Genomic DNA, 26,085 nt, shown 5'->3' on the forward strand with positions numbered 1-26,085 from the left:
GCATCGCTGCGCCCGCGTGGATCAAGGATGGTGAGCGATCACTGTGCCGGCGGGGTGGCCGGCGCCTGGGCTGGAGCCGCCGGCGCCAGACCCGATTCCTGTTCCGGCGCCTTCAACTTGGTATTGAAGTCGCGCATCAGGTTATTCTGGTCGGTGTCGGTCTTGAACAGCTCCAGACGCGACGGCGTCGCCTTGCGCGGCCAGCTGTTGTTGCTGACGTCGGTATCGGCGGTTTCCCAGTACGGGTCCTGGGTCAGACCGACCATCGGTTCATCGGTGATGAACAGCTTGGTGATCCTGGTCGGCGAGTAGCGCCACACTTCGGCCGGAATGCGCTCGATGGTTTTTTTGCCGCTCTTGAGTTCGATCTCCACCACCAGCGGCGTCACCAGCCCGCCGATGTTGCTGAAGTCGACCAGGTACAGGTGCTTGCCTTCCTTGAGCAGGTCCTTCTGCCAGTCTTCCAGGCCGGCGATCTTTTCCTGGTAGGCGTTGCGGTCCTTGTTGGTGACGGTGAACTCGTCGTTCTCGTTGTAGAAGTCCTTCAGCTCAGGATGCGCATCGACGCGGCGCGCCATCCCTTTATTACGCTGGTCGATGATCGACACCGGCTCGGCCTGGCGGCGCGCACGCTGCCATGCTTTTTCGACTTCCGGATCCTGGCTCGACACCGTGTACTCGGTGATGCCGTCCACGCTGACGTCGACGTTGTCGGTGGTGTAGAACCAGCCGCGCCAGAACCAGTCGAGGTCCGTGCCCGAGGCGTCTTCCATGGTGCGGAAGAAGTCGGCCGGGGTCGGACGCTTGAATTTCCAGCGGTTCGCATATTCCTTGAAGGCGAAGTCGAACAGCTCGCGCCCGAGGACTGTTTCGCGCAGCACGTTCAGGGCGGCGGCCGGTTTCGCGTAGGCGTTGTTGCCGAACTGGAGGACCGATTCCGAGTTGGTCATGATCGGCACCTGGTTACGGCTCTTCATGTAGTCGGTGATGCGGCGCGGCTCGCCGCGGCTGTCCGGCCAGTTCTCTTCCCAGGCTTGCTGCGCCAGGTATTGCAGGAAGCTGTTCAGGCCTTCGTCCATCCAGGTCCATTGACGCTCGTCCGAGTTGACGATCATCGGGAAGTAGTTGTGGCCGACTTCGTGGATGATCACGCCGATCAGGCCATACTTGGTGCGCTGCGAATAGGTGATCTCGCCGGTCTTCTTGTCCTTGACGGGACGCGGACCGTTAAACGTGATCATCGGGTATTCCATGCCGCCCACCGGACCGTTGACCGAGATCGAGGTCGGGTACGGGTAGTCGAACGAGTACTTGTTGTACTGCTCGATGGTGTGGATGATCGCCTGGGTCGAGTATTTCTCCCACAGCGGGTTGCCTTCCTTCGGGTAGTACGACATCGCCATCACGTTCTGGTTGCCGCTCTTGACGCCCTGCGCATCCCAGATGAACTTGCGGCTCGAGGCGAACGCGAAGTCGCGCACGTTCCTGGCCTTGAAGTGCCAGGTCTTGGTGGCAGTGCTGCGCGATTTTTCCGCGGCTTCGGCTTCGGCCTGGGTCACGATGATGACCGGCTTCCTGGCGGTGCGTGCCTGCTCCAGGCGCTGGCGCTGAGTCGCGGTGAGCACCTCGCCCGGGTTCTGCAGCTCGCCGGTCGAGGCCACGATGTGGTCGGCCGGGGTGGTGATGCGCACGTCGTAGTCGCCGAATTCGAGCGTGAATTCGCCCGAGCCCAGGAACTGCTTGTGCTGCCAGCCATAGACGTCATAGTAGGCCGCCATGCGCGGGAACCACTGGGCGATCTCGAACAGGTCGTTCTTGTCGTCGAACTTCTCGTAGCCCGAGCGGCCGCCCAGCACCTTCTGCTCGTTGATGTTGTAGCGCCAGTCGACGCTGAAGGTCACGCGCGCGCCCGGCTTCAGGGGCTGCGGCAGGTCAACCCGCATCATGGTCTTGTTGATGGTGTGCGGCAGGGCGCGGCCGCTGCTGTCCTTGACGGCCAGGATGTCGAAGCCGCCGGGGAAGGTGCGCTGCTCGAGCAGCGAGCGCAGGGCGTCGAATTTCGGTCCGGTCTGCGCGGTCTTGCCGGACCAGGCGTCGCGCGACGGCAGGATCGCGGTCGAGCGGGCATCCGAATCCTGGCGGTAGATGTTCTGGTCCAGCTGCAGCCAGAGGTATTTCAGCGTATCCGGGGAATTGTTGTAGTAGGTGATGGTGCCGGCGCCGCTCAGTGCACGGCGTGATTCGTCCAGCGTGGCGCGGATCGTGTAGTCGGCGCGCTGCTGCCAGTAGGCGTGGCCCGGGGCGCCGGAGGCGGTGCGGATCGTGTTCGGGGTCGGCAGCAGCTCGTCGAGCTGGCGGAACTTGTCATCGAACGGTGCGGCAGCCAGCGCCGGGACGGCGAACGTGGTGGCGACAAGGCATAGCGTTGCCACGCGAATTGGAAAACGGAACATGGTTCCCCTGGATTTGTTGTTGAAATAAGAAAAGAATTCTAGCGTTGATATTCATCAACTGCTCGGCCGATTTGTAAAAAACCTGAAATATGTCGTTTTCGGCCAGCTTGTCCATACAGCCGGACATGCATACGTCATGCGGCCTGCATGACGAAGGTGAACGTCGTGGTGCCGTCGCGCGACGAGACGTAGATGGTGCCGCCATGCCCGCGTACGATCTGGTCGACGATGTACAGCCCCAGTCCCAGGCCGTCGTCGCCGGTGCGCGAGATGGCGCGCCAGTAGGGCTTGAACAGGTGCGCGATCACGGCCGGGGCCAGGTCCGGTCCGCCGTTGCTCACCTCCAGCACGAAGCGCCCGGTGGCGTCGATGCGCGCCGTGACCACCGCCGGATGCAGCTTGTCGCCGTGCACCAGCGCATTCTTGAGCAGGTTCGACAGCAGCTGCGCCAGGCGCTGGGCGTCGCAGCGCAGCGTCAGGCGCGGTGCGATCTCGGCGATGATGGTGCGTTCGGGGTTGGCGGCGCGCAGTTCGTCCACCACGTGTTCCAGGATCTGATCGACCTCGGTATGCTTGTGGATCTCGAGCGCCAGCCCATCGCCCATGCGCCCGCGCGTGAAGTCGACCACATTGTCCACCAGGCCTTCGATGCGCAGCGCGCTGGCGCGGATCCGGTCCAGCGAGTGCACGGTATTCGGCTCGTCGTGACGGCGGCGCAGCAGTTCGACCCGGTTCAGGATCGCGTTGAGCGGCGTGCGCAGGTCGTGCCCGAGCACGGCGATGAACTGCTCGCGCAGTTCGGCCGTCTCGCGTTCGGACAGCAGGTCCGAGCGCGCCTCGCGCAGCGACAGGTCAGAGTCGAGCTGGTTCGAGATCAGTTCGGAGAACAGGGACAGCGTGGCCACGATCGGCTGCTCGGACAGGCGCCGGGGGGCGCGGTCGAAGCCGCACAGGGTGCCGAAGTACACGCCGTTGCGGCGGAAGATCGGAATCGAGAAATAGCTGAGGTAGCCGTCCAGCATCGGGACGTAGTGGCGGTAGTGCGGATCGCAGTCGCGCACATCGTCGATGACGACCGGCTGGTGGGTGGCGTGGACTTCCTGGCATGCCGTGCGCAGGACGTCGAGCTGGTCGCCTGGCTTGAGACCGAAGCCGATCGTGTCGTGCACCGCGCAGGCGGTCCAGCTGGTGGCGGTGACGTGGGCGATACAGGCAAAGCGCACGCCGGTCAGGGCCGCCACCGTCTCCAGCACGCGTGGCACGGCGCCGATAGCCTGGATCTCGCTGACGTGTTGCAAAACATTGTCCACCATGCCCTGATCATGATTAATTGCAATTTTTGTATCCTAGCACGCATCAGCAGGTGCCCGGAGCACGCTGCAGGGTTGGCTCGGGTCAATTGCGGGGCGGGTAATAGCGGTTCATGGCGGTTCACGCCCGAGCGCTCAGGCCAGCCAGCGCCCCTCGGCGTAGACCTGCTCGTCGCCCAGGAACACGGCGTCGGTCACCGCGAACACGTCGATGTGAAAGCGCGCGTCCTTGCGCTTGAAGCCCGGCTTGGTATATACGCCGTGCTTGGCGCCGAGCGACAGGTGGATGCCGCACATGCGCTCATAGGTGCCGATGTCGTCCACCCGCAGTTCGCGCGTGAAGGCGCGGTTCAGGCCGAAGCCCAGCTCGCGCACCCAGACTTCGCCTTCTTCCGCCGTGATGTTGTCCAGCACCTGCTGGAATGCGGGCGTGGCGTTCTCGGAGGCCACCACGCGGCCGCGTTCGATGATCAAGGTCACCGGCACTTCCGGGTGGTTCGAGCGGTAGTTGGTGTCGCCGAACACGTGCACCTGCACCCGGCCGTGCACCGCTTCCAGATCCTGCGCTTCGGTGAATACTTCGCCGATCGGGAACTGGCCGCCGACGTTGTGCATCTCGCTGTAGTCGCCGATGTTCAATTTGGCCGATTCGAAGGGCGAAGCGAAGGTGAGCGTCTCGCCGCCGCCCACCACGCGGCCGTGCGGCGCGCGGTCGATGCGTTCCTTGAGCGCGCGCCCGGTGCCGCGGAAATACGCCGGGTCGTAGGCCAGCGCGTCGATGTAGTGCTCGCCCTGGATGCCCGGCATGCGCGACAGGTGCACGTGCTCGATCACTTTCAGGCCGAGCTTGAACAATTCGACCCGGATGCGAAAGCCGTCCAGGCGGAAGTTGGTCGACTGCAGCAGCACCACCAGCTCGTGCGCCGCCATGGCGCGAAACGCCTCCAGCACCGCGCCCGGTTCCACCGCGTCGAAGTCGACGAACTGCGCATCCGGCAGGTTGCGCCGATAGGCTGCGAGCAGGGCGCGCGACAGGCCGGTGCGGGTGTCGTACACCACCAGCGCGCGCCGGCCGGGACCGTGTTCGAGGGCGATCGCCAGCACGTCGTGCAGGTGGCGCGTGGCCTGGTCGATGGCGTGCGCGGGCAGGTCGGCGCTGGAGTCGAGGGTGTCGGTAACGGCGGCGGTCATGGCGGGATGTTCGCGGGGAGCAAAGGTATGTATGAGGCGGCCATTATACGGTCGGCGCTTGAAAGTTCCCGGCCCGGACGGGCCATGAGCTCGTTATTTGATGCGCTTGGTGTCAGCCTGTGCTACCCCGCGAACGGCGCGCCGCACGACAGTTGGCGGCGCTATTATTTGAGCAACAGCAAGACATTCCGGCATGCGTCGGAAGCGTCTTTCGATTAATCACATGGCGGAGCGAAATGGCATACCGATGGGAAACGCCTGCCAGCATCTGGCAGGAGGACGAGGGGAGCGGCGAGTTCGCGCTGGTGGCGAGCGAAGGCCTGGGGCCGGTCGACTGGCAGGGCCGCGCACGCCGCCGCCTGCCGGACGTTGCCCACCTGCTCGGCGCCTCGCTGCCCCTCGACTGCGCCTGCGCGCCGATCTACCCCGAAGGTTTCGCCTGGTGCCCGCGCTGCGGGCGGCCGCTGCTGCGCCTGGGCGCCACGCCGGGCCGCAAGGGCGCCCTGCAACGCGGCTGGTGGGGACCGGGCGCCGATGAAGCGCTGCCGCGCCACGTGCCGCACGGTTTGCCGGTGACCTCTCTCGCATTGGGCGACAGCCTGGAAGAACGCGCGGCCGCCCCCAACGTCGGCCGCTGCGACGCCGTGATGCCGGCGCCGCCCAACGCCTGCTCGGTCTTCGCCGCCGCCGGCTTCGGCTTTCCAGGCGAGCGCCTGCTGGCGCTGGCGCACACGCGCGGCGTGCTGCAATACTGGGACCCGATGGCGCAGCTGTGGCACGTGCTGGCGCCGCAGCCGGGCAGCGCCAGTCTGGTGTTCACCGCATCCGATCACGCCTGGATCGCGGCCCAGGACGGCGCGCGCGGCGACGCCGGCATCGTGCCCGGCATCGACGGCCTGCAGCGCCTGTGGATCGACCCGGTCAGCGAAACCTACCGCACCGAGACCGTGCTGGATGCGCCGACGGTGGCCGCGCCCGGCGTCATGCGGCGTCACCTGGCCTGCCTGGCAGGGTCAAGCGGCGAAGTGTTCCTGTGGAGCCAGCGCCTGGACCTGAACGAGGTCGAGCGCTTTGCCTGTCCTGACCTTCCTGCCGGCGGCTGGAGCCGCCCGCTCGGCTACGACGGCCGCCTGTTCTGGCTGCACGAGGCGGGCCAGCTGGCCTGGCGTCCCGGCGCGGCGCCGGAGTTCACGCCGTGGCCGCCGGGCTGGCAGCCGCGCCTGGCGTTCGGCGGACCGACCCAGAGCCGCGACGGGCGCCTGTGGCAGATCGGGCATGACGGCCAGGGTTATTCGTATCTCGAACTGGGAAGCGAGCAGCCGTCGCAAGAGCCGATCGACGGCGCGCGTCTTGGCTTCGCCAACTTCCTGTTCCGGCGCGGCCATCCGGTATTGGGCGAACCCTGGTCGGCCGAACACGTCGAAGACCTGAACCAGGACGACACGCTGGTGCTGCCGCTGCTGCGCAGTTTTAATAACAACCGCAGCCAGCCGAGCGGGCTGGTGCTGCGCTTTCACAAGTACACCGCGCGCGCCGAAGAGCTGCTGGAAGACCGCGCGATCGCCCGCACCACGATCGAATGGATCGGACGGCGCAACGTGATCCTGGACGAGGTGGCGCGCCTGGCGCGGCCGCTCGATTGCGTGCCGATCGTGGCCGGCGGCCACCTGTGGCTGCACCACCCCGACTGGAACCAGATGCGCGGCTGGCGCCTGGACGAGCTGTCGTGATGAAGCGCTTGTTGAACGTCCTGACGGCATGCGCGTTGGCCGGGATGAGCCTGTGCGCGGCGGCCACGCCACATGTCTTCCTTGTCCAGAATTCGGGCTGGATGGAGCCGTTTTATGGCGACCCCAAGTCGCCATTCAAGCCGCTGGTGGCGGCGCTGGCCGGCAGCGTGGTGCAGCCGGGCGACGCGCTGGTGCTGGCCGCCTTCAATCAATCGCAGCCGGGCGCGCCGTCGCCACGCGCGCTGTTGTCGGTCAAGGCCGGCGAGGAACCGGTGCGTGCGCGCGTAACGCAGGCGCTGGCCAAGCTGGACACCGCGCGCAAACCCGGCAGCGAGGCGCTGGCCGACACCGACCTGGGCGAAGCGCTGCAGGCGGCGATCACGCAGGCGCTCGGCGGCAAGCCGGGCGTCGTCTGGCTGGTGACCAACAACCGCAACAGCCCGAACAACGACCAGGCCACGGCGGCGCGCAACCGCGAGTTCTATGGGCTGATCCACGGCGGCGGCGCGGTCGAGCGCGCGCTGGCTTTCCCGCTGCGCATGCCGGTACAGGGTGCCCATTACAAAGCCAACGGCCTGATGGTGTACGCCTTCGGCATCGGGCGCGAAGGCGGCGCCGCGCTCGACGCGCTGCTGGCGTCCGGCCGTGTCAAACAGGTGATCACCGAGCCGCCGGCGCGCCTCAAGCCGCTCGACCGCGACACCGTGCGCCTGGTGCCGCGGCGCGTGGTGAATGCGCCCGGCGTCAGCTTCGCGTCCAATTCCGACGGCACGCTGCGCGCCGACGTCGCGCCCGATGCGCGCACGCCGCAGGCGCGCATCGAGTGGAACCTGGAAAACACGATGTACCCGTACACGATCGCCAGCGCGACCATCACGGCGCGCTCGACCCTGGCCGGCGAAGCGCGTCCGATCGCGCTCGACAGCGCGCGCGTGCGCGACCTGGCGCCGGGCAAACCCGCGCCGCTGGCGTCGAACATGGCGCTGCCGGTGGCGCAGATCCCGGACAAGTGGTCGCTGGCGGCGCTGCAATCCGCCGGTTCGGCCTATGTGCTGCCGGGCCGCATCGAGCTGCACCTGGCCGACCAGCAGCTGGCGTTGTCGCAGGCCTTCCGTAGCCGCATGGCGGAGCTGTTCCCGGGCGACCCGCTACCGGACATCTTCACCCCGCCGGCAAGGGTGCAAGCCTCCAGCGCGGTATTGCCGGTGCAGGTGCGCATCCATTACGGCATGGGCCCGTTGGCGGCCGTAATCGGCGCCGCGCTGGCGCTGCTCACGCTGCTGGCGGCCGGCGCCTGGGCCTGGGCGCGTCCGCGCCTGGCGCACGTGACGGTGAACGAAGAATCGCAGTCGCTGCGCGGCCGCGCCGGCACCGTGCAACCGGTGTACGACGGCGCCGGCCGCCAGGTCGCGCAACTGAAAACCACGCTGTTCGGCCACCATCTGCAGGACGTGCGCGAAGGCGCGCAAGTGCGCCTGGGCCGCTGAAGAACACTATGAAAGGATCGACCATGCAGGAAACCCAGCCACCCGCCAGCGCGCCATCGCCCGCCGACCCGGGATTCAAGCTGCCCGAGGAATCGGCGTCGCCGCAGGATTCGCTGCCGCAGACCGCGCCGGAGACGGCAGGCCGGCCGCTCGAAGTGATGCCGGTGAACCCCAACGCCTTGCCGGTGGCCGACACCTCGAACCGCGACCTGGCGATCGGCGGCGTCGTGTTCCTGATCCTGCTGACCGTGTATTTCTTCGTGCGCGGCGCCTATGTGCACTACCTGGTCAAGAAGCGGGTGGCGCCTTCGTCGGCCGGCAACGCGGGCTGGCTGATGTTCGTCGGCCTCGGCTTCCTGTCGGCGGCGGCGGTGCTGGCCATCATCAACGCCGGTCGCTTCCTCACCTTTGGCGTCGCCGGGCCGCTGGTGCTGGTGGGCGTGGTCACGCTGGCGGCGTCGCTGTTCGTCGGCCGTCGCTAAGGAGGGAACCAGCACCATGGCAGAATTTCCCAACCCTTCGTCGCTGAACGCGCGCGGCGGCGCGCCGGCCGATCGCGGCCCGGCAGAACTCAAGGTCGACCTGCGCCCGACGCTGTTCATCGGCGCCGGCGGCACCGGCATGGAAGTCATGCTGCGCATCCGCCGCCGCATCCTGTCGGCGGTGTGGAACCGGCGCCATCCCACGCGCGTGGAATCGATCGCCGACTTCCCGGTGGCGCGCTTCCTGCACTTCGACCTCGACAACAACGCCATCATCGACGAAGGCAAGTCGCAGCGCACCGATCCCTGGTACGAACTGGTGCGCCTCACCGACGAGGAACGCCTGGTCGAGCCGCTCGACCTGCCGCAATACCACGAGTCCGACGACAGTCTGGCGCGCTTTCCGCTGATCGAAAGCTGGATGCCGCTGCGTCCCAAGAAACTGCGCTCGCTCGGCATCGACCCGTCGAAAGGCGCGGGCCAGATCCGCGCGCTGGCGCGCCTGTACCTGTTCGACAAATATCCGAAGCTGCGCGGGCGCATCAAGGGCGCGCTGAATTACCTGAGCAGCAACGCCGGCATCGAACGCAAGGAGAACTACCAGCGCCTCGGCCTGCAGGTCGACACCTCCAAATTCCGCATCGTCGTCATCGCGTCGGCCGCCGGCGGCACCGGTGCCGGCAGCGCGCTCGACCTGGGCTGGCTGGCCAAGGCGATCGCGCGGCAGGAAGTGTCCGACAGCCAGGTCGACCTGGTGCTGTTGATGCCGTCCGGCTTCGCCAAGGCCAACAAGGAGCGCACCGAAGCCAATGCCTACGCCACGCTGATGGAACTGGAAACGGCGATGCGCGACATGAACGCCAACGTATCCTGGATGGACCCGGACAGCATCGCCGGCAAGGGCGCGCCGTTCGACGACGTGTATTTCGTCGACACCGCCAACCTGGCCAACAAGGCCACGCTGGATGTGAAGGACGCCTACCAGATGGTGGCCGACAGCCTGTTCGAAGACTTCGCATCGGCCGATTTCGCCAACCGCAAGCGCTCGGTGGCGGTCAACCAGCAGCAGCACAAGCTGGGACCCTACAACCCGCGTGTGCCCGAGGCGCGCTTCGGCGACATGCGGCTGTCGTACTCGAAAGTCTATTCCGCCTTCGGCCAGGCGGTGCTCGACACCCAGCAAAGCCTGCACCAGGACATCCGCGCCTACGAACTGGCGGCGCTGATGGTCAAGGAATTCTTCGGCCTGGCCGGCAGCGACGGCAACGGGGCCGGCCTCGCACGCCGCGCCGGCGACGCCGAACGCGACGCCTTCATGCGCGACCAGCTGGAGATGGGCGAGCGCCCCTTCGACGACTTCCCCGACCTGCGCAAGGGCGCGGCCGACGTCACGCCGTTCAACGAATACGCACTCACCGGCGCGCTGCTGCAGGACCGCGACGGCCGCTCGCTGCTGGAACGGGTCGAGAGCCGGGTGCAGCTCGAGATGGACCGCATCATGGCCTCGTACGACATCAAGTTGTGGCGCGAGCGCGTGGCCGAGCTGCTGCCGCAACTCGAGCGCGACGCCATCCGCGAAGCCGGCGCCACTGCCGAGACCAGCGAAGACCGCATCCGCCGCCACACCGGCGAGCTGCTGGGCCGCCTGAAGGGCCGCGTGCGCGAGCGCCTGTACGCGCTGCTCGACGACCGCCGCCAGGGCGGTCTCGAATTCGTGCTGTCGCTGCTGGAGCAGGTCAAGGGACGGTTGCAACAGCGCGACCTGGCCAATGCGGAACGCAACGGCCGCCGCTACCGCGAGGTGCGCGACGTGCTGCGCACGCGCCAGGTCGAAGAATCGCTCGCCAACCTGGACCAGGCCGCCGGCCGCCTGTTCGGCAAGGAGCCGCAGGCGCGCGAAGTGATGGGCCACCTCAAGCGCGACCTGGCCGACTACCTGCGCTTCCACCTGCTGGCGGTGGCATCGCAGCAGGCGATCGAGGTGATGCGCTCGATGTCGGCCTGGCTCGGCGACCCCGAGAAGACCGACGAACAGGGCCAGGCGCAGTGGAGCGGCATCGCCGGCGAATTCCAGGATGGCCGGCGCCAGGTCCAGGCGATGCTGGCGGCGGTCGATGCCCGCATCCGCCAGCTGCGCGCCGACGCGCGCGAGGAGCACGCCACCACCATCAAGCTCGGGGTCGACGTGGCGCCGGCGCCGGTGCGCCTGACGGGTGACGTCAGCCAGTGGAGCGAAGAAGTGCTGCTCGAATTCGGCGGCTCCGCGCGCCTGTTCCCGCAACTGGGCGACGAGCGCCTGCGCACCGACCTGCTGCTCAAGCTGTTCCGCCGCGCGCAGCTGCAGCTGTCGAGCCAGGGCGCCGACCTGGCCGAGCCGCCCGACCCGCTGCTGGAGCAGCTGTCGGCCCTGTCGCCGCAGGAACGCCAGCGCATCTTCGCCGAATGGATCAGGAGCGCCATGCCGTGGGTAAACGCGCGCTTCTCGGCCGAGTTCACGCCGAACGCCGACCAGTTCAAGTGCTTCATCGGCGTCGGCGACCCGGTTGCGTGGCGCCGCATGGAGCTTGAAATCCGCGCCGCGGTGCCGACCGGGTACTTCCACGGCGACCTGGTCTCGGTGGTCAACACCGGCGTCGCCGGGCGCGCGGTGTGCTACATCGAACTGTCGGGCTATCCGATGACGGTGCTGCGCGGCCTGCCGACCTGGCGCGCCTCGTACCAGATCGAGAACCCGAAGATCCCGACCCACCTGCACTTCGACGCCACGCGCTTTCGCCATCCGATCTCGCCGTCGATGGATGAACTGGGGCGCCTGGCCGACGACTACGAGTGGTTCTTGCAGGCGATCGCGCTCGGCGTCATCCGCCGCAAGCCCGAGCTGGGCGACCGCGAGGCCGCGTTCCAGCCGCGCGGCCAGTACCTGTTCGAGGTCGAGCCGGGATCGGGCGAGTGGCTCCAGATCGGCAACGAATACGCGATCCGCGCCAACGGCCTGCCGTCGTACTATCGCGAGGGGGTGATCGCGGCGGTGCAGCAGAAACTGGGGTCGATGGGGCCGCACCGCCTGGCCTTGTTGGCGGCGCTGATGCGCCACTACCAGCTGCGCGTCTACGAGCCGCGCCTGGAAGTCGACGAGACCGGCGCCCAGCTGCCGTCGCCGTCGCTGCCCAACATCACCGCGCGCCGCCTGTATGACAGCTGGATCCGGCGCGCGGCCAGCGCCGATCCGTCGCTGTCCTCCAGCCAGATCGAGACCGCGCTGGCCGGCATCGAGGGCTGGACCGAGGCGGTGCCGGGGTCGCACCAGGACGCCTACGGCTGGGAAGTCGAGCGCGCGGTGGACAAGCGCGTGATCCTGCCCGAGTACCTGGCCAGCGAGGAGCGGGCAGGGGCGGCCTTGACGGGACGCGCGGCCGCAACGGCGCCGGCATCGCCGTCGGCCGCGCCGCGCTTCAAGCTGTTCGCCGGCGGCGCCCAGCGCGGGCCGTTCACGGTGAGCGAGATCGCCGCCATGGCCGCGCGCGGCGAGATCGACGGCGCCACGCGCGCCTGGGACATGCGCTGGAATCCGAAGATCGGCAAATGGAGCACGGTCGGCGCGCTGCCCGAGCTGGCAGCGGCGCTGAACGCGGGCAGGGACGACGGCATTCCCGACCCCGACGACGGCGTCCCCGATCCTGAATGAAGGCGGGCATGGAGCACAACGACACCATCTACCGCTGCATCAACGCCGACTGCGGCCGCGCGTTTCCACGCCGGGTGAACTTCTGCCCGTGGTGCGGGACGGCGCAGCAGGCGGGGGCGACGCCTGCGCTGGCGGCGGCCGGGCCGGTACTCGCCAAGGCGGAGCCGCCGCCGGCCGCCGCCGCGCGCGCCGCCGCCGCACCGGTAACGCCGCCACCTGCGCCAGCGCCAACTCCTGCGGCACCTCCTGCGCCACCGCCTCAGGCCAGGCCCGCTGCGGCCGCGCCACCGCGTGCAGCCGCATCGCCGCTGTCGTCATTGCCTCCGTTGCCGCCGATCCCACCGGTGCCGCCGGTGCGTGGCGCGGCCTCCGGATCGGCGCCACGCGCACCGGCGCCGCCGGGCCGCAAGCCGATCCGCCTGCGCTGGTGGCTGATCGCCCTCGGCGCCCTGTGGCTGGCCTGGATGCTGACCAAGCCGACCGAGGCCCGCATCGAACGGCGCATGAAAGCGGCCATCGCGCTGGCCCAGGAATGCAAGCCGCGCGAAGCGCAGGACGCGCTGATCGCGCTGCGCAAGACGCGCGCCACACCGGCGCAGCTGCGCCAGGTGCAGGACGCGCTCAACGAAGCGGCCGCCGCCTGCACCCGCGCCGAACGCCGCCGCAGCGCCTGGAAGGAAACCAGCGCCGCCGCCGAGCGCCTGCTGAACGCCAATAGCATCGAACGCGCGCGCAGCCGCCTGTCGGCCTTCACCAAGCGCTGGGGCGAAGACGAGCAGACGCGCGAGCTGCGGCGCCGCATCGACGCCGAACGCCATCCGCTGGCGGACCCGTCGCGCAGCGAATGAAGCCTCGCCCGGCGCCGGATCATGGCGCGGGCCGGTGTATCATCGACATGTTTGAACAGACAGGAGCAGGACATGAAAGCAACGATGGGAGCGCTGCTGGTCTTGGCGGCGCTGGCCGGATGCGGCCGCGACGACGCCGGCGCCGGCCCGGCCGAGCGCGTGGGCAAGGCGATCGACAACGCCGGCGCCAAGGTCACCAACTCGGTCCAGGACGAACTGGCCAAGGTCGACCGCGCCACCGAAGCCGCCCGCGACAAGGTCAAGGACGCCACCCGCGACGCCAGCCGCGGCCTGGACCGCGCCACCGACGAAGTGGGCAAGCACGTGGAACGCGTCGGCGAGAAGATGCAGCAGAAGGACTGACGTCCGTGTGAGCGTCGCCGGCGTGTCAGTCGGTGACCTTGCCCCGCAATGCCTTGATCTGCCCACTGCGCGTTTTGGCATCCAGGCGCCGCACCTGCGACCCCCGTGTCGGCCGCGTCGGCCGCCGCACCGTCGGCACCACCGCCGCCTGATCCACCAGCGCCTGCAGCCGGCGCAGCGCGTCTTCCTTGTTCTGCTCCAGGCTGCGCGACTGCTGCGCCTTGATCACCAGCACACCTTCGCCCGTGATGCGCGCGTCGCGCAGCGCAAGCAGCCGCTCCTTCACGTGCCCCGGCAGCGACGACGCCGCGATATCGAATCGCGCATGCACCGCGCACGACACCTTGTTCACGTTCTGCCCACCCGGCCCCTGGGCCCGGATGGCGCTGAACTCGACTTCCGCTGGATTGATGACTGCCATGACGATTCTGGATAACGATGACCCGGCACGTCGACCGCGCGCCGCTGCCGCATTGTAAGCGCTGGCGCCAGATCAGGAGGCGCACACGATCGCCCAGGTACATGGCCACCGCCGCGCCGACAAACGCCCGGGATGCCGTCGCGATGCCCATCGCTTTCTTAGGCGTTCCTAGTTTGGCGGCATTGCTTCCAGGACGCGCGCCACGGCCAGCACACCATTCAGAACCTTGTCCGCTACTGCGGCTGGGAGCCCCATGATTACCACTCCGCCGAGTTGCTGGCCGCCGACGTGTCCCTCTCACCGAGCTTGAGCTCCAGCTCTAATGCCGAGCACCAGCTGAGCAGCTGCTTGACGCTGAGTTCCTCGGGATGATTCTCGAGGTGCGAAAGACGATTCTGGCTGACCCCGACATAGCCTGCCAGGGTAGCTTGCGTCATCTTGTGCCTTTTGCGCGTGGTTTTGAGGAGCTGCCCGAGGTGGGCCGCCGTGGATAGCGTGTGGGCTGTGGGCGCGAAGGACATGATGAATATGCGATATTCGGATATCTAACTTTTATCTGAAATACAGATAAAGTTAATATATCCGAATATCAGATAAATCGAACTTGGAAGGTTCGGCCGGGCGCGCACTAACTCGATTTCATCTCACATGGTGTTCGACAGATGAAACACCCACGAGATGTGCTGCTATTTTACGAAGTGTGGATTCGGCGACTTGGCGGGCGAGTAAAACACAGTCCTCAGGCGCTCGCCACCCGCAACGCTTCGCGCTCACCCATCACCACCGACAGCTCGACCTGCCCGGCGCGCCACGCCTGCTCCAGGTTCTGCTCGATCTCGTCGAGGCTGACGCCATCCGCATCGGCAAAGCCGCGCACGCCGTAGGCGCGGTTGCGGCCGTGCGACTTGGCCAGGTACAGCGCCATGTCGACCAGGTTGACCGCGCGTTCCCATTCCAGCACCTGACGGCCCACCGCGAGCGGGAACGGCGAGTAGCCGATCGACACCTGCACGCTCAGGCTCGCGCCGCCGTGCACGATGCGGGTATTGGCAATCCCGGTCAGGATGCGTTCGGCCAGTTCGTCCAGGCTGTTGCGCGACGCGGCAGGCAGGAAGGCGAGGAACTCTTCGCCGCCCCAGCGCACGATCATGTCGGTCTCGCGCAGGATTTCCTGCAGGCTGGCCGAAATCGTCGTCAGGACCGTGTCACCGGCGGCGTGGCCGTAAGTGTCGTTGATGTGCTTGAAATGGTCGACGTCGAGGAGGAAGAGGGCGCCGACCTGCTCATCAAGGCTGGAGGAAGGCGCCGGCAGGTCGCGCATGTACTCGAGGAAGTGGCGGCGGTTGTACAGGCCGGTGAGCGGATCACGCACGCTCTGCTGCTTCAGTTCGCGGTTCTTCTCGTGCAGCCGGGCGTTGGCCTGGCGCACCTTGCGGTACAGCGAGCCGACGATCACCGCCACCAGCGCCAGCACCACGGCCAGCAGCCACCACACGCGCTGCTGCAGGCGGCGGTTATCGAGCTCGGTCGACTTGATCAGGTTCTCGCTGCGCAGCAGTTCGATCTGGCGCTGCTTCTTGTCGGTCTCGTATTTTTCCTGCAGGTCGAGCATGGCCTGCTGGCGCCGTTTCTCGAACAGCTCGTTCGAGATCCTGCGTTCGCGGTGATAGGCGTGCAGCGCGCTGGCCAGTTCGCCGGTGCGTTCCAGCGCGGCGCCGTATTCGACCAGCGCATTCTGCAGCTCGGGCTTGTCGCCCAGCTCCTCGTAGCCGGCCAGGCCGATCTCGATATGGCGCTTGCCTTCTTCGGTGCGGCCAAGCCCGAGGTAGGCCTGGCCCAGGTTCAGGTTGGCGGTCGTGGTCAGCCGGCGGTTGTTGAGTGGACGCGCCGCTTCCAGTGCCTGCTCGGCGTACGACGCAGCCCGGCGGTACTCCTGCATCTTGAGGTAGAAATCGGACAGGTTCACCAGCGAATACACGATGCGCTTGTGGGCGCCGATCTTGCGCTCCAGCGCCAGCCCTTCCTGCAGGGCGCGCAGCGCGCGCGCGTGCTGGCCGGTGTCGATCGCCAGGCCGTATTCGGCATTCTTGATGGTCGCCATGCGTCCCGGGGAATCGGCTTTCGCGGCGGCGGCCAGCGCTTCGTCGAGCACGTCGAAGCCTTTCTCCGGCTCGCGCATGCTGGTGTACAGGCGCGCCAGCGAATTGAGGGCCATGACGATGTGCACCGGCCCGCCGTGCTCGCGCGCCAGCGCGGCCGCCGCCTGCAGCCGTTCCAGCGCCTTCGGCAGGTTGCCTTCCTCGGCATACGACTCGCCCGACGAGATGGTGGCGCGCACGCGCAGGTCGAGGTCGTCCGTGGTGGCGGCCAGCTTTTCGGCATCCCACACCAGGCGGTGCGCTTCGCCCGGACGGTGCTGGGCCGACGCCGAGTAGGCCAGCAGCAGCATGCCCTTGGCCAGGGCGCCGGTATGATCGTGCTCGCGTCCGAGCGCGATCAGCTCGTTGGCGAGCACAAAAGTTTGCGGATGATGGCCCAGGCCATGGCGCGCGGTGGCCAGCTGGTTGAGGAAGTCGATGCGCTGCGCCAGCGGCGCGGCGCGGCCTTCGGCTTCGAGCGCCTGCAGCATCGGCAGCGCGCGTTCCGGCACGAAGCGGTTGACCTCGCGGATCTCGTCCAGCCGCTGGGCCAGGCGCGTGCGCAGGGGATCGGTTTCTTCGGCGCCGGCAAACGCCGATACCACGCACAGGGCCATGGCCAGGGCGTGGAAACGGGAGCGCATGAGGGCGCGGTGCAGGGCGGAGAACATGCGATGGATCTCGCTGCGCCGGTGGTTCCGACGAAAATGATTTGACACATTATAGGGCTGTTGCAAACCGGAAATTAACTTTCCTGATGAATGTCACCAAAATGACACAGTGCCCGCCGTTACAGGCAGACTGCATGGTTTCACATGGTTGTTCTCGATGGCTGCGAGTTGGTTTTTGTTAAATCCTCTTGGTAGGTCATCGGCCGCTGATGCGAACTGCAAGCGGTGCGCCTGCCGGCGCAGGCCGATCCTATACTGACGGCTCGCCATGACACGAGGACGGCTATGTGGACATCATCCTGGGCCCGCTGGGGAGCGACGCTGGGCTTCGCCCTGGGCGGCTTCTTCGACGGCATCCTGCTGCACCAGATCCTGCAATGGCACCACCTTCTGAGCCTGGTGCCGGGCATCGACGACCTGCGCCTGCAGGTGCTGTGGGACGGGTATTTTCACCTGTTGATGTACGTGATCGCGCTGGCCGGCCTGGCCGGCCTGTGGCGCGCGCAGCGGCGCGGGGCAGTGGCGTGGGGCTGGCCGCTGGCCGGGGCGCTGTGCGTCGGCTTTGGGCTGTGGCACGTGGTCGATGCGCTGATGTCGCACTGGTTGCTGGGGATTCACCGGATCCGGGTGGATAGTCCGAATCCGCTGGCGTGGGACCTGGCGTGGCTGGTGCTGTTCGGGCTGGCGCCGCTGCTGGCGGGGTGGCGCTGGATGAAGCGGCGCGGCGGCGATGCCGGTGGCGCGGGCGGCATGCGCACCTCGAATGCGGCGCTGGTGTTGCTGGGGGCGTTCACCGGCGCGGCCGGGGCGTGGGCGCTGGTGCCGGCGCCGGGGCAGGACCTGACCACCGTCGTATTCCGGCCCGGAGCCAATCCGCGCGACGTGTTCGCGGCGCTCGATGCGGTCGATGGGCGGCTGGTGTGGAGCGATCGGAAGATGGGGGTGGTGGTGATGGCGCTGCCGAAGGAGCGAAGATGGGATCTGTACCGGCATGGGGCGATGCTGGTCAGTGGTGGTGGAGCAGGGTGTGTGAACTGGAGCCGCGTGTAAGGTTCCACGCCAGTCCACTATTCCTGGGACCGTCATTGCTGCCCGCGGCAGGAATGACGGTTCATCGGATAACGACTTGCGGCCGAGTTACTTCACACCGTAATCTGCTGCAGCAAATACAACCTCTGATACAAGCCACCCTCGATGCGCATCAGCTCTTCATGCGCCCCCGCCTCGGTGATCCGCCCATGATTGAGCACGATGATCCGGTCCGCCTCCCGAATGGTCGACAAGCGGTGCGCGATGGCGATGATGGTCACCTTGCCGCGCAGTTCTTCCAGCGCCTGCTGCACGATCTGCTCGGTGGCGCTGTCGATGCGCGACGTCGCTTCGTCGAGTAGCAGGATGCGCGGCTGGCCCGCCAGTGCGCGCGCGATTGCGATCAGCTGCTTCTGGCCTGACGACAGGCGCGAGCCGCCTTCGCCGAGCTGGGTGTCGTAGCCGTCTTCCAGTGCGCTGATGAAGTCGTGCGCATGCGCCGCGCGCGCCGCTTCCTGCAGGCGTTCGAGCGGCAGCCCGCGCCCCATGTCGATGTTCTCGCGCGCCGTCGCGGCCAGGATGAATGGGTCCTGCGGCACCAGCCCGACCTCGTTGCGGAAGCGCTCGTTGCCGATGCCGGCCAGCGGCAAGCCGCCGATCTCGATGCTGCCTTGCTCCACCGTATAGTAGCGCAGCAGCAGCGACAGCAGGGTCGACTTGCCGCTGCCGGTGTGGCCGACGATGCCGAAGAAGGCGCCTTGCGGCACGTCCAGCGACAGGTCGTGCAGCACCGGCTGGCCGGGCACGTAGGCGAATTGCACGTGGCGCACGCGCACCGCCGGCGCCTGCGGATCGAACGCGGCGTCATTCGCGTCGCGCCCGAGCGCATGTTCCGGCGCGCCGGCTTCGCCCAGCAGGGCGTTGACGCGCGCAGCCGCCACCACCGCCTGCTGCAGGCCGCTGAACTGCATGGTGATCTGGATCAGCGGCTCGACCACGCGCGCGATATAGCTGACGAACGCGTACAGCACGCCGACTTCGACCGCGCCGATCTGGCGCTGGCCGAAGGCGAAGATCACCAGCGCCAGCAGCGCCACGTTGAGCAGGTCGAGCGCGGGACGCAGCAGGAAGGCGTTGGCGCGCAGCTCGGCCAGGCGCGCTTTGTAGTGGGCGCGGTTGGTGGCCAGGAAGCGTTCGCCGAAGCGCACTTCGGCGTTACTGGCCTGCAGCACCGTCATGCCGCCGATCGACTCGGCCATCTGGCCGTTGATGTCGCTGCGCAGGGCGCGTGCGCGCGTCACGGCCGGCGCCGACAGGCGCTGGTACAGCCACACGATGCCGGCCACCGCCGGCACCAGCGCCAGCACGATCAGCATCAGGCGCCAGTCGAGCCAGGCCATCGCGATCATGGTGCCGATCAGGACGATCGAATTGTCGAGCATGACGAACAGCACCTGGATGTACAGGGTTTTCACGGCCTCGGTGTCGTTGGTCACGCGGCTCACCAGCTGGCCGGTGATGGCGCGATCGAAGAACGCCATCGGCAGGCGCAGCACGTGGCCGTACACCCATTCGCGCAGGCGCTGCACCGAGCGCATCGCCAGGCCGGATAAACGCAGCAGCTGGCGGTAACGCACCCAGCTCGCGATCCAGCCGCTGAGGACCAGGCCGCCCAGCAGCAGCGCCATGCGCCTGCCGTCCATGTCGCGCGGCAGCAAATGGTCGTCGATCAGCATCTTGCCCAGCAGCGGGCCGGCCACTTCGAGGCCGGCGGCCAGGATCAGCCACAGCGTGGCCCAGTAAAGGTGAGTGCGGTCGGGCGCGGCGGCGCGCCGCAGCAGGCGCGTGGCCTGTCGCGCCTGGTCCCGCAGGGCGCCGCGTTCCAGGTCGGGGTTGGCGTCGGCCTTGGTGTCAGATTGCGTCAAGACTGGCCTCCAGTTGTTGGTAGCGCCACTGGCTGGCATACCAGCCATCCAGCGCGAGCAGTTGTTCGTGGGTGCCGGCCTCGGTCACGCGGCCGTCGCGCAGCACGATGATGTGGTCGGCCTGGATGACCGCCGACAGCCGGTGGCTGGCGATGATGGCGGCGCGTTCCGGGCGCGCGCGGCGCAGTTCGGCCAGGTGCTCGAGAATGCGCGTTTCGGTGCCGGTGTCCACTGCCGACAGCGCGTCGTCCAGCAGCAGCAGGGCGTTGTCAGCCAACAGCGAGCGCGCGATCGCGACCCGCTGGCGCTGGCCGCCCGAGAGGGTGATCCCCTTTTCGCCGACCGGCGTGTCGTAGCCGTAGGGGAAACGCAGGATGTCGTCGTGGATCGCCGCCATTTGCGCCGCCTGTTCGATCTCCTGGCGCGAGGCGCCGGGACGGGCCAGGGCGATGTTTTCGGCGATGGTGGCCGAGAACAGGAACGATTCCTGCGGCACCCAGGCGGTGGCCGCGCGCAAGGCGTTGAGGCGATAGTCGGCCAGGGCATGGCCGGCCCACGAAACCTGCCCGCGCTGCGGCGTGGCCTGGCGCAGCAGCACGCGCAGCAGAGTCGACTTGCCGGCGCCGGTCGGGCCGACCAGGCCCAGGGTCTGGCCCGGCGCCAGCGTCACCGAGACGTCGGTGAGGGCAGGGCGCTCCTTGCTGTCAGGGCCGCCGTAGGCAAACGTGACGCCATCGAGCACCAGCGCGCCCTGGCCGACCTGTTCGATCGTGCCCTTGTCTTCCACCGTGAGCGGAATGTCGAGCATCGGCTGCAGGCGCGCCAGGCCGGCGCGGCCGCGTTCGATCAGGGTCAGCACCCAGCCGGCCGCGAACATCGGCCAGATCAGCTGGCCGAGGTACATGGTGAAGCTGGTCAGCGCGCCGACCGTCAATTCATTGTTCCACACCAGGTAGCCGCCCACGCCCAGCGTCAGGCCGGTGGCCGCGGTCAGGGCCAGGCCGACCGCCGGCTCGTAGGCCGCTTCCCATTTCTGCGCCGTCAGGCTGGCCTGCGCGGCCTGGCCGGCGAGCTCGCCGAACTGCTGCGCGCTACGCCCTTCGAGACCGAGCGCGCGCAGCGTGCGCACGCCGGTGAGCGACTCCTGCACGTGGTCGTTCAGGGCCGAGAAGCGCTTCAAGGCGTCGCCTTCGGCGGTGTGGATGTGGGTCGAGATGTACCAGAACGCGAGCCCCATCAGCGGGAACGGCAGCAGCGCCACCAGCGCCAGGCGCCAGTCGACGCCGAGCGTCATGATCCCCAGCACCATCACCAGGGTCAGGGTGCCGTCGAAGGCGGCCAGCAGCGCTTCGCCGGCCGCCATCTCGATGGCGTCGATGTCGTTGGTGGCCAGCGCCATCAGGTCGCCGGTGCGCTGGCGCTGGTAGAACCCGGGACCTTGCGCGGCGAGGCGCGCGTACAGGCGCGTGCGCAGCTCGACGCCGAGGTTGTAGGCGGCCGAATACAGGCGGATGCGCCAGCACACGCGCAGGACGTAAATCGCCGCGCCCAGGCCGAGTAGCTGGGCAATGCCGATCAACAGCTCGTGCTGGCCCAGTTGATTGGCGGCCAGCGCGTCGATCAGGGCGCCGACCTTGCGCGGGATGAGGACCGTACAGATCGCAACCCCGACCAGCATCACGGCCGACGAGGCATAGGATTGCCAGTGCCGGCGGACGAATCCGCCGATCAGCCTTGCCAGACTCATTGAAAATTCCTTGCTTAAATTCTTGGAGGCGCGCCGCAAAAAAAAAGCGGGCCAGAGCCCGCTAGTGTAGTCGTTTTGCCCAGGACGCGTAGCGCGCGCCCTGATTGCGCCGGTGTCGCCGGCGCCGTACCAGGATGATTATTTACGGCGTTTCGGCGACCCCGCGTCGATGCGCGTGACCGTGGCCGAGTCCTGGTTCTCGACCGGCGCGGCCAGTGGATGCGCGGCCACAGCGGCTTTCGGCGCGCCCTTGCCGGCGGCCTTGGCGATCGGCTTCGGCTTGGCCACCGGCGCCGGTTCGTCGACCGGAGTCGCCAGCACTTCCGCCTCGAGGCTCTGCACCACGGCCGGTTCGCCCTTCAGCGCCTGTTCCTGCACCAGCGCGCTCAGGGTTTCCTCGACCGGATCGACGGCATGGGCGACCACGGCGGCGGTGTCGGTTGCAGTCGACGCCACCGCTTCGATGATGTTGGCGCCGGCCTGCACGGCGTCTTCCGCTGCCTTGGCAGCAGGCGCGCTGGCCTCGATGATGGTCTGGGCGACCTGGGTCGGCGCCGGCAGCGCGGCCGGGGTGAATGCCGGCGTCGTCAAGGGTACGGAATACGGCTGGATGCCGAGCGCGATGCCGAAGAGCTCGCGGCCATAGGCGGCCACGCTGCGCATCTGTTCTTCGGCGTGGCTGCGCAGCAGGCCCAGGTCGCGCGGGCTGGTCGCGCCCAGCAGCTGGCTGAAGGTGCGCGACGAACGTTCGACCGATTCGCGCGATAGCGCCAGGTTCAGCGCCATCACGCGGCTGGCGTTGTCGAAGGCGCGGTCGGTAAAGGAGTGAAGCAGGCGGAACTGAGCGTCCAGCTGCGATTTGCGTGCTGCGGACAATTGCTCGGGAATGGATGTCATGGAGTCCTCGTCAGTCAAATATGGCGCGCTGCAATAGAACCAGTGTACCCACGAATGGCAGGTGTTGCAACGCACTATTCTTTCAGATTTTTATCAGGAAATATTGCGCTGCATCATTGCGCGTCCGGTTGACGCCGTTTGGCGCCGGCGACGCTACAATTGTCCAGGTACTTACACCCCCGCATGGAGCGCGCATGGACCTCGTGATTCGCAACGCTGTGCTGCCCGACGGCCGCGCCGGCATCGACATCGGCATCGACGGCGGACGCATCGTCGCGCTCGGGCAACGGCTGGATGTGCAGGCCGGGCGCGAGATCGACGCCGGCGGCGACCTGGTCACGCCACCGTTCGTCGACGCCCACTTCCACATGGACGCGGTGCTCAGCTACGGCCTGCCGCGCGTGAACGCCAGCGGCACGCTGCTGGAAGGGATCGCGCTGTGGGGCGAACTGAAACCCGCGCTGACCCAGGATGCGTTGGTCGAGCGCGCGCTGCGCTACTGCGACTGGGCGGTGGCGCGCGGCCTGCTGGCAATCCGCACCCACGTCGACGTGTGCGACGAGCGCCTGCTGGCGGTGGAAGCGCTGCTGGACGTGAAGCGCCAGGTCGCGCCCTATCTCGACCTGCAGCTGGTGGCGTTTCCCCAGGATGGCCTGCTGCGCAGTCCCGGCGCCTTCGACAACCTGAAACGTGCGATGCAGATGGGCGTGGACGTGGTGGGCGGCATCCCGCACTTCGAACGCACCATGGCGCAGGGCGCGGAATCGGTGCGCCTGTTGTGCGAATACGCCGCCGAGCAGGGCCTGCGCGTCGACATGCACTGCGACGAGACCGACGACCCGCTGTCGCGCCATATCGAGACGCTGGCCTATGAAACCCAGCGCCTCGGGCTGCAGGGCAGGGTGGCCGGCTCGCACCTGACCTCGATGCACTCGATGGACAACTACTACGTCAGCAAGCTGCTGCCGCTGATCGCCGAGAGCGGGGTGGCGGCGATCGCCAACCCCCTGATCAACATCACCCTGCAGGGCCGCCACGATACGTACCCCAAGCGGCGCGGCATGACGCGCGTGCCCGAACTGCTGGCCGCCGGCGTCGACGTCGCCTTCGGCCACGACTGCGTGCTCGATCCCTGGTACGGCATGGGTTCCGGCGACATGCTGGAAGTAGCGCACATGGGGCTGCACGTGGCGCAGATGACCTCATTGGCGGCGATGGCGCAGTGCTTCCAGGCCGTGACCGCGACCCCGGCGCGCATCCTCGGCCTGGACGGCTACGGCGTGGCGCCGGGCTGCCATGCCGACCTGGTGATCCTGGACGCCGGATCGGCGGTGGAAGCGATCCGCCTGCGCGCGGCGCGCCGGCTGGTGCTGCGGCGCGGGCAAGTGGTGGCCGAGGCGCCGCCGAGTGCCAGCCGCCTGCATCTGGCCGGGCGTCCGGATGGTGTCGACTTCCGCCTACAGGCGCGCGGCGCGTGCGCGTCATGAAAGCGGCGGCGCTTTGGTGCAGAATGCTTAACTCCTTGAATTGGCGAACACGCCCACTGTCGTGATAGATATCGAAATCCGTCCTGCCCACGAAACCGACTTCGAGTCGATGTGGAGCATCTTCAGCGCCCACATCGCGGCCGGCGAAACCTATACCTTCGGCGCCGCCACCACGCGCGAGGCCGCGCAAGGGTACTGGCTGGGCGCGGGCGTGCGCGCCTTCGTGGCCACCACTGGCGGCGGGCGGGTGCTGGGCATGTACCGGCTGGTGCCGAACCAGGTCGGGCGCGGCCACCACGTGGCCAACGCCTCGTTCATGGTCAACTCGGCGGCGCAAGGAGCGGGCATCGGCTACCGGCTGGGCGAGCATTGCCTCGATCAGGCGCGCCGCGCCGGCTTCCTGGCGATGCAGTTCAACTACGTGGTGAGCACCAACACCGCCGCCATCCGGCTGTGGAAGAAGCTCGGCTTCGCCATCACCGGCACACTGCCCAAGGCGTTTCGCCACAAGCGCCTGGGCTACGTCGACGCCTACGTGATGTACCAGCTGCTGCAGGACCCGGACCACTGGCCGACGGCGGACGAATGAAGCAGATCGCCGTTACTGACCGCCTGCGCCTGCGCACCCTGACCGAAAGCGACGCGCCGGTGCACCTGGCGCTGGTCAACGATCCGACTTTCGTCGCGTTCATCGGCGACCGCCAGCAGCGCACGCTCGACGATGCGCGCCAGGCGATCGTGCTGGGGCCGATGGCGATGCTGGCGAAGTACGGCCATGCGATGTACATGGTCGAGCTGCTCGACGGCACGCCGATCGGCTTTTGCGGCCTGCTCAAGCGCGAGGCGCTCGACTACGTCGACATCGGCTACGCCTTCCTGCCCGACTGGCGCGGCCGCGGCTACGCGCTCGAGGCGGCGCAGGCCACGGTGCGCCATGCGATCGCGCTCGGCATCTCGCCGCTGGCGGCGATCTGCAATCCGGCCAACGCCGCCTCGATCGCGCTGCTGCTCAAACTCGGTTTTCGCTTCGAGGGCATGGTGGTCAACGAGCCGGCGCGGCCGATGGTCAACCTGTACCTGATGGAGCCCGTGCGCCACGGTTGAGTAGCGCACCATCCGGCGCGTAACGACAGTGCTAGGATAAGTCACCGCTGAATCAACCGAACCACTTATCGAACGCCACACGACGATGCCGACCACTGCGCTGCGCCCCGACGCCCACTACTTCATCGTGCTCAACGCCGGTTCGGGCCATTCCGAAACCGAAGAGCGCATCTCGACCATCCGCACCGTGATGGAGAGCGAGGGGCGGGTCTGCCACCTGGAGGTGGTGGACGAACCCGAGCAGCTGGAGGCGATCGCGCGCGAGCAGGCCGCCAAGGCGGTCGCGCAGGGCGGGGTGCTGGTGGCGGCCGGCGGCGACGGCACCATCAACACGGTGGCGCACCAGGCGGTGCTGGCCGGCTGCCCGTTCGGGGTCTTGCCGCAAGGTACCTTCAACTATTTCGGCCGCACCCACGGCATTCCCGAAGACTTGTCCGAAGCCGTGTACGCGATGCTGCGCGCCGAGGTGCGGCCGGTGCAGGTGGGGCTGCTCAACAACAAGATTTTCCTGGTCAACGCCAGCGTCGGCCTGTATCCCAGGCTGCTCGAGGAGCGCGAGCACGACAAGCAGCAGTACGGGCGCAGCCGCTTCGTCGCCTTCCTCTCCGCGATCAAGATGACGCTGCGGCCGCACCGCCACCTGCGCATTTCGCTCGAACTGGACGGCAAGGAACGGCGGCTGCGCACCACGACGCTGTTCGTGGGCAACAACCGGCTGCAGATGGAGCAGGTCGGGATGGAGCAGCTGACCGAAGCGGTGGAAGAGGGGCAGCTGGTGGCGCTGGCGCCGAAGCCGATGGGCAAGCTGGGCTTGCTGGGCCTGCTGATCAAGGGCGCGTTCGGCAAGCTGGGGCAGGGTGACGACGTGGTGGCGTTCGCGTTCAAGCGCATGACGGTGAGGACGCCGTCGCTGTATGGGCGCAAGCGCTTGAAGGTTGCGGCGGATGGGGAGGTGAGCAATATGGCGACGCCGTTCGAGTTTCAGGTGCTGGAAGGGCGGCTCAAGTTGCTGGCGTCGGGGGCGGCGCATGGCGATTCGCGCAAAGAGGCGGGGGATGCCGCGACGGCGTGACTCGACGGTGTAGGGTTGGCGGCTTTGCCGCCGACGCGGCGATTG

The 26,085-nt window shown here is 67.7% G+C and carries 20 protein-coding genes; 11 read left to right on the forward strand and 9 right to left on the reverse strand.

All coding sequences use genetic code 11. From position 1 onward, the window contains the following. Positions 1-38: 38 nt before the first annotated feature. The 3 genes from QPK27_RS00755 to QPK27_RS00765 all read right to left on the reverse strand — a co-directional run bounded on the left by QPK27_RS00755 (position 39) and on the right by QPK27_RS00765 (position 4,954). The gene (locus tag QPK27_RS00755) at positions 39-2,453 is read right to left on the reverse strand and encodes a M1 family aminopeptidase (RefSeq protein WP_290416285.1); all 2,415 of its coding nucleotides are present in this window, start codon (positions 2,451-2,453) and stop codon (positions 39-41) included. A 134-nt stretch (positions 2,454-2,587) separates the two neighbouring features. Then, positions 2,588-3,766, reverse strand: coding sequence for a GAF domain-containing sensor histidine kinase (locus tag QPK27_RS00760; RefSeq protein WP_290416286.1), 1,179 nt, complete (start codon positions 3,764-3,766; stop codon positions 2,588-2,590). Between the two features lie 132 nt (positions 3,767-3,898). Then, positions 3,899-4,954, reverse strand: coding sequence for a hypothetical protein (locus tag QPK27_RS00765; RefSeq protein ID WP_290416287.1), 1,056 nt, complete (start codon positions 4,952-4,954; stop codon positions 3,899-3,901). Positions 4,955-5,190: 236 nt separating this feature from the next. On the opposite strand from QPK27_RS00765, the gene QPK27_RS00770 reads away from it, so the two are divergent. From QPK27_RS00770 to QPK27_RS00795, 6 genes are all read left to right on the forward strand, one after another. Beyond that, a complete protein-coding gene (locus tag QPK27_RS00770) occupies positions 5,191-6,684 on the forward strand; it encodes a hypothetical protein (RefSeq protein WP_290416288.1) in 1,494 nt (497 codons plus the stop codon). Continuing rightward, on the forward strand, positions 6,684-8,171 hold the full coding sequence (locus tag QPK27_RS00775) for a hypothetical protein (protein ID WP_290416289.1): 1,488 nt from the start codon (positions 6,684-6,686) through the stop codon (positions 8,169-8,171). The genes QPK27_RS00770 and QPK27_RS00775 overlap by 1 nt, the downstream gene beginning before the upstream one ends. Before the next feature lie 8 nt (positions 8,172-8,179). After that, positions 8,180-8,653, forward strand: coding sequence for a hypothetical protein (locus tag QPK27_RS00780; RefSeq protein WP_290416290.1), 474 nt, complete (start codon positions 8,180-8,182; stop codon positions 8,651-8,653). Between the two features lie 16 nt (positions 8,654-8,669). Further along, on the forward strand, positions 8,670-12,338 hold the full coding sequence (locus QPK27_RS00785; RefSeq protein WP_290416291.1) for a tubulin-like doman-containing protein: 3,669 nt from the start codon (positions 8,670-8,672) through the stop codon (positions 12,336-12,338). An 8-nt stretch (positions 12,339-12,346) separates the two neighbouring features. Then, positions 12,347-13,186: a hypothetical protein gene (locus QPK27_RS00790; protein ID WP_290416292.1), complete on the forward strand. Its 840-nt coding sequence runs from the start codon at positions 12,347-12,349 to the stop codon at positions 13,184-13,186. A gap of 72 nt (positions 13,187-13,258) precedes the next feature. Continuing rightward, positions 13,259-13,549 carry a hypothetical protein gene (locus QPK27_RS00795; RefSeq protein WP_290416293.1) on the forward strand — a complete coding sequence of 97 codons (291 nt, stop codon included), beginning with the start codon at positions 13,259-13,261 and terminating at the stop codon, positions 13,547-13,549. 25 nt (positions 13,550-13,574) lie between these two features. Here the strand turns inward: QPK27_RS00795 and arfB are convergent, their stop codons facing one another. The 3 genes from arfB to QPK27_RS00810 all read right to left on the reverse strand — a co-directional run bounded on the left by arfB (position 13,575) and on the right by QPK27_RS00810 (position 16,752). Next, the gene (arfB, locus tag QPK27_RS00800) at positions 13,575-13,970 is read right to left on the reverse strand and encodes an alternative ribosome rescue aminoacyl-tRNA hydrolase ArfB (protein ID WP_290416294.1); all 396 of its coding nucleotides are present in this window, start codon (positions 13,968-13,970) and stop codon (positions 13,575-13,577) included. Between the two features lie 257 nt (positions 13,971-14,227). Further along, positions 14,228-14,491 (reverse strand): helix-turn-helix domain-containing protein, encoded by a 264-nt coding sequence (locus QPK27_RS00805; protein WP_290416295.1) that lies wholly within the window; start codon positions 14,489-14,491, stop codon positions 14,228-14,230. Positions 14,492-14,709: 218 nt separating this feature from the next. Next, complete coding sequence (locus QPK27_RS00810; protein WP_290416296.1) at positions 14,710-16,752, reverse strand: diguanylate cyclase; 2,043 nt, start codon at positions 16,750-16,752, stop codon at positions 14,710-14,712. Between the two features lie 312 nt (positions 16,753-17,064). Here QPK27_RS00810 and QPK27_RS00815 point away from each other — a divergent pair, with 312 nt between their 5' ends. Next, positions 17,065-17,829, forward strand: a complete 765-nt coding sequence (locus QPK27_RS00815) for a DUF2243 domain-containing protein (protein ID WP_290416297.1) — start codon at positions 17,065-17,067, stop codon at positions 17,827-17,829. 92 nt (positions 17,830-17,921) lie between these two features. Here QPK27_RS00815 and QPK27_RS00820 read toward each other — a convergent pair whose 3' ends face one another. The 3 genes from QPK27_RS00820 to QPK27_RS00830 form a co-directional block, all read right to left on the reverse strand. Then, on the reverse strand, positions 17,922-19,544 hold the full coding sequence (locus QPK27_RS00820; protein WP_374046997.1) for an ABC transporter ATP-binding protein: 1,623 nt from the start codon (positions 19,542-19,544) through the stop codon (positions 17,922-17,924). 175 nt (positions 19,545-19,719) lie between these two features. After that, positions 19,720-21,480, reverse strand: a complete 1,761-nt coding sequence (locus tag QPK27_RS00825) for an ABC transporter ATP-binding protein (protein ID WP_290416299.1) — start codon at positions 21,478-21,480, stop codon at positions 19,720-19,722. 138 nt (positions 21,481-21,618) lie between these two features. Then, positions 21,619-22,377, reverse strand: a complete 759-nt coding sequence (locus QPK27_RS00830; RefSeq protein ID WP_290416300.1) for a phasin family protein — start codon at positions 22,375-22,377, stop codon at positions 21,619-21,621. A gap of 194 nt (positions 22,378-22,571) precedes the next feature. Between QPK27_RS00830 and QPK27_RS00835 the strand changes: the two genes are divergently transcribed. The 4 genes from QPK27_RS00835 to QPK27_RS00850 all read left to right on the forward strand — a co-directional run bounded on the left by QPK27_RS00835 (position 22,572) and on the right by QPK27_RS00850 (position 26,040). Continuing rightward, positions 22,572-23,864: an amidohydrolase family protein gene (locus QPK27_RS00835; protein ID WP_290416301.1), complete on the forward strand. Its 1,293-nt coding sequence runs from the start codon at positions 22,572-22,574 to the stop codon at positions 23,862-23,864. Positions 23,865-23,925: 61 nt separating this feature from the next. Further along, on the forward strand, positions 23,926-24,453 hold the full coding sequence (locus tag QPK27_RS00840; protein WP_290416302.1) for an N-acetyltransferase: 528 nt from the start codon (positions 23,926-23,928) through the stop codon (positions 24,451-24,453). Continuing rightward, positions 24,450-24,968 carry a GNAT family N-acetyltransferase gene (locus tag QPK27_RS00845; RefSeq protein WP_290416303.1) on the forward strand — a complete coding sequence of 173 codons (519 nt, stop codon included), beginning with the start codon at positions 24,450-24,452 and terminating at the stop codon, positions 24,966-24,968. Before QPK27_RS00840 ends, QPK27_RS00845 begins: the two co-directional genes overlap by 4 nt. An 85-nt stretch (positions 24,969-25,053) precedes the next feature. After that, a complete protein-coding gene (locus tag QPK27_RS00850) occupies positions 25,054-26,040 on the forward strand; it encodes a diacylglycerol kinase family protein (RefSeq protein ID WP_290416304.1) in 987 nt (328 codons plus the stop codon). Positions 26,041-26,085: the final 45 nt, after the last annotated feature.

The sequence above is a fragment of the Massilia sp. YIM B02443 genome (assembly GCF_030411955.1).
In the GTDB taxonomy this organism is placed as follows: domain Bacteria; phylum Pseudomonadota; class Gammaproteobacteria; order Burkholderiales; family Burkholderiaceae_D; genus Telluria.

Coding starts and splice junctions, on each gene's coding strand:
- QPK27_RS00755 (WP_290416285.1), bottom strand. CDS start 2,453: ATGTTCCGTTTTCCAATTCGCGTGGCAACGCTATGCCTTGTCGCCACC.
- QPK27_RS00760 (WP_290416286.1), bottom strand. CDS start 3,766: ATGGTGGACAATGTTTTGCAACACGTCAGCGAGATCCAGGCTATCGGC.
- QPK27_RS00765 (WP_290416287.1), bottom strand. CDS start 4,954: ATGACCGCCGCCGTTACCGACACCCTCGACTCCAGCGCCGACCTGCCC.
- QPK27_RS00770 (WP_290416288.1), top strand. CDS start 5,191: ATGGCATACCGATGGGAAACGCCTGCCAGCATCTGGCAGGAGGACGAG.
- QPK27_RS00775 (WP_290416289.1), top strand. CDS start 6,684: ATGAAGCGCTTGTTGAACGTCCTGACGGCATGCGCGTTGGCCGGGATG.
- QPK27_RS00780 (WP_290416290.1), top strand. CDS start 8,180: ATGAAAGGATCGACCATGCAGGAAACCCAGCCACCCGCCAGCGCGCCA.
- QPK27_RS00785 (WP_290416291.1), top strand. CDS start 8,670: ATGGCAGAATTTCCCAACCCTTCGTCGCTGAACGCGCGCGGCGGCGCG.
- QPK27_RS00790 (WP_290416292.1), top strand. CDS start 12,347: ATGGAGCACAACGACACCATCTACCGCTGCATCAACGCCGACTGCGGC.
- QPK27_RS00795 (WP_290416293.1), top strand. CDS start 13,259: ATGAAAGCAACGATGGGAGCGCTGCTGGTCTTGGCGGCGCTGGCCGGA.
- arfB (WP_290416294.1), bottom strand. CDS start 13,970: ATGGCAGTCATCAATCCAGCGGAAGTCGAGTTCAGCGCCATCCGGGCC.
- QPK27_RS00805 (WP_290416295.1), bottom strand. CDS start 14,491: ATGTCCTTCGCGCCCACAGCCCACACGCTATCCACGGCGGCCCACCTC.
- QPK27_RS00810 (WP_290416296.1), bottom strand. CDS start 16,752: ATGCGCTCCCGTTTCCACGCCCTGGCCATGGCCCTGTGCGTGGTATCG.
- QPK27_RS00815 (WP_290416297.1), top strand. CDS start 17,065: ATGTGGACATCATCCTGGGCCCGCTGGGGAGCGACGCTGGGCTTCGCC.
- QPK27_RS00820 (WP_374046997.1), bottom strand. CDS start 19,544: ATGCTGATCGACGACCATTTGCTGCCGCGCGACATGGACGGCAGGCGC.
- QPK27_RS00825 (WP_290416299.1), bottom strand. CDS start 21,480: ATGAGTCTGGCAAGGCTGATCGGCGGATTCGTCCGCCGGCACTGGCAA.
- QPK27_RS00830 (WP_290416300.1), bottom strand. CDS start 22,377: ATGACATCCATTCCCGAGCAATTGTCCGCAGCACGCAAATCGCAGCTG.
- QPK27_RS00835 (WP_290416301.1), top strand. CDS start 22,572: ATGGACCTCGTGATTCGCAACGCTGTGCTGCCCGACGGCCGCGCCGGC.
- QPK27_RS00845 (WP_290416303.1), top strand. CDS start 24,450: ATGAAGCAGATCGCCGTTACTGACCGCCTGCGCCTGCGCACCCTGACC.
- QPK27_RS00850 (WP_290416304.1), top strand. CDS start 25,054: ATGCCGACCACTGCGCTGCGCCCCGACGCCCACTACTTCATCGTGCTC.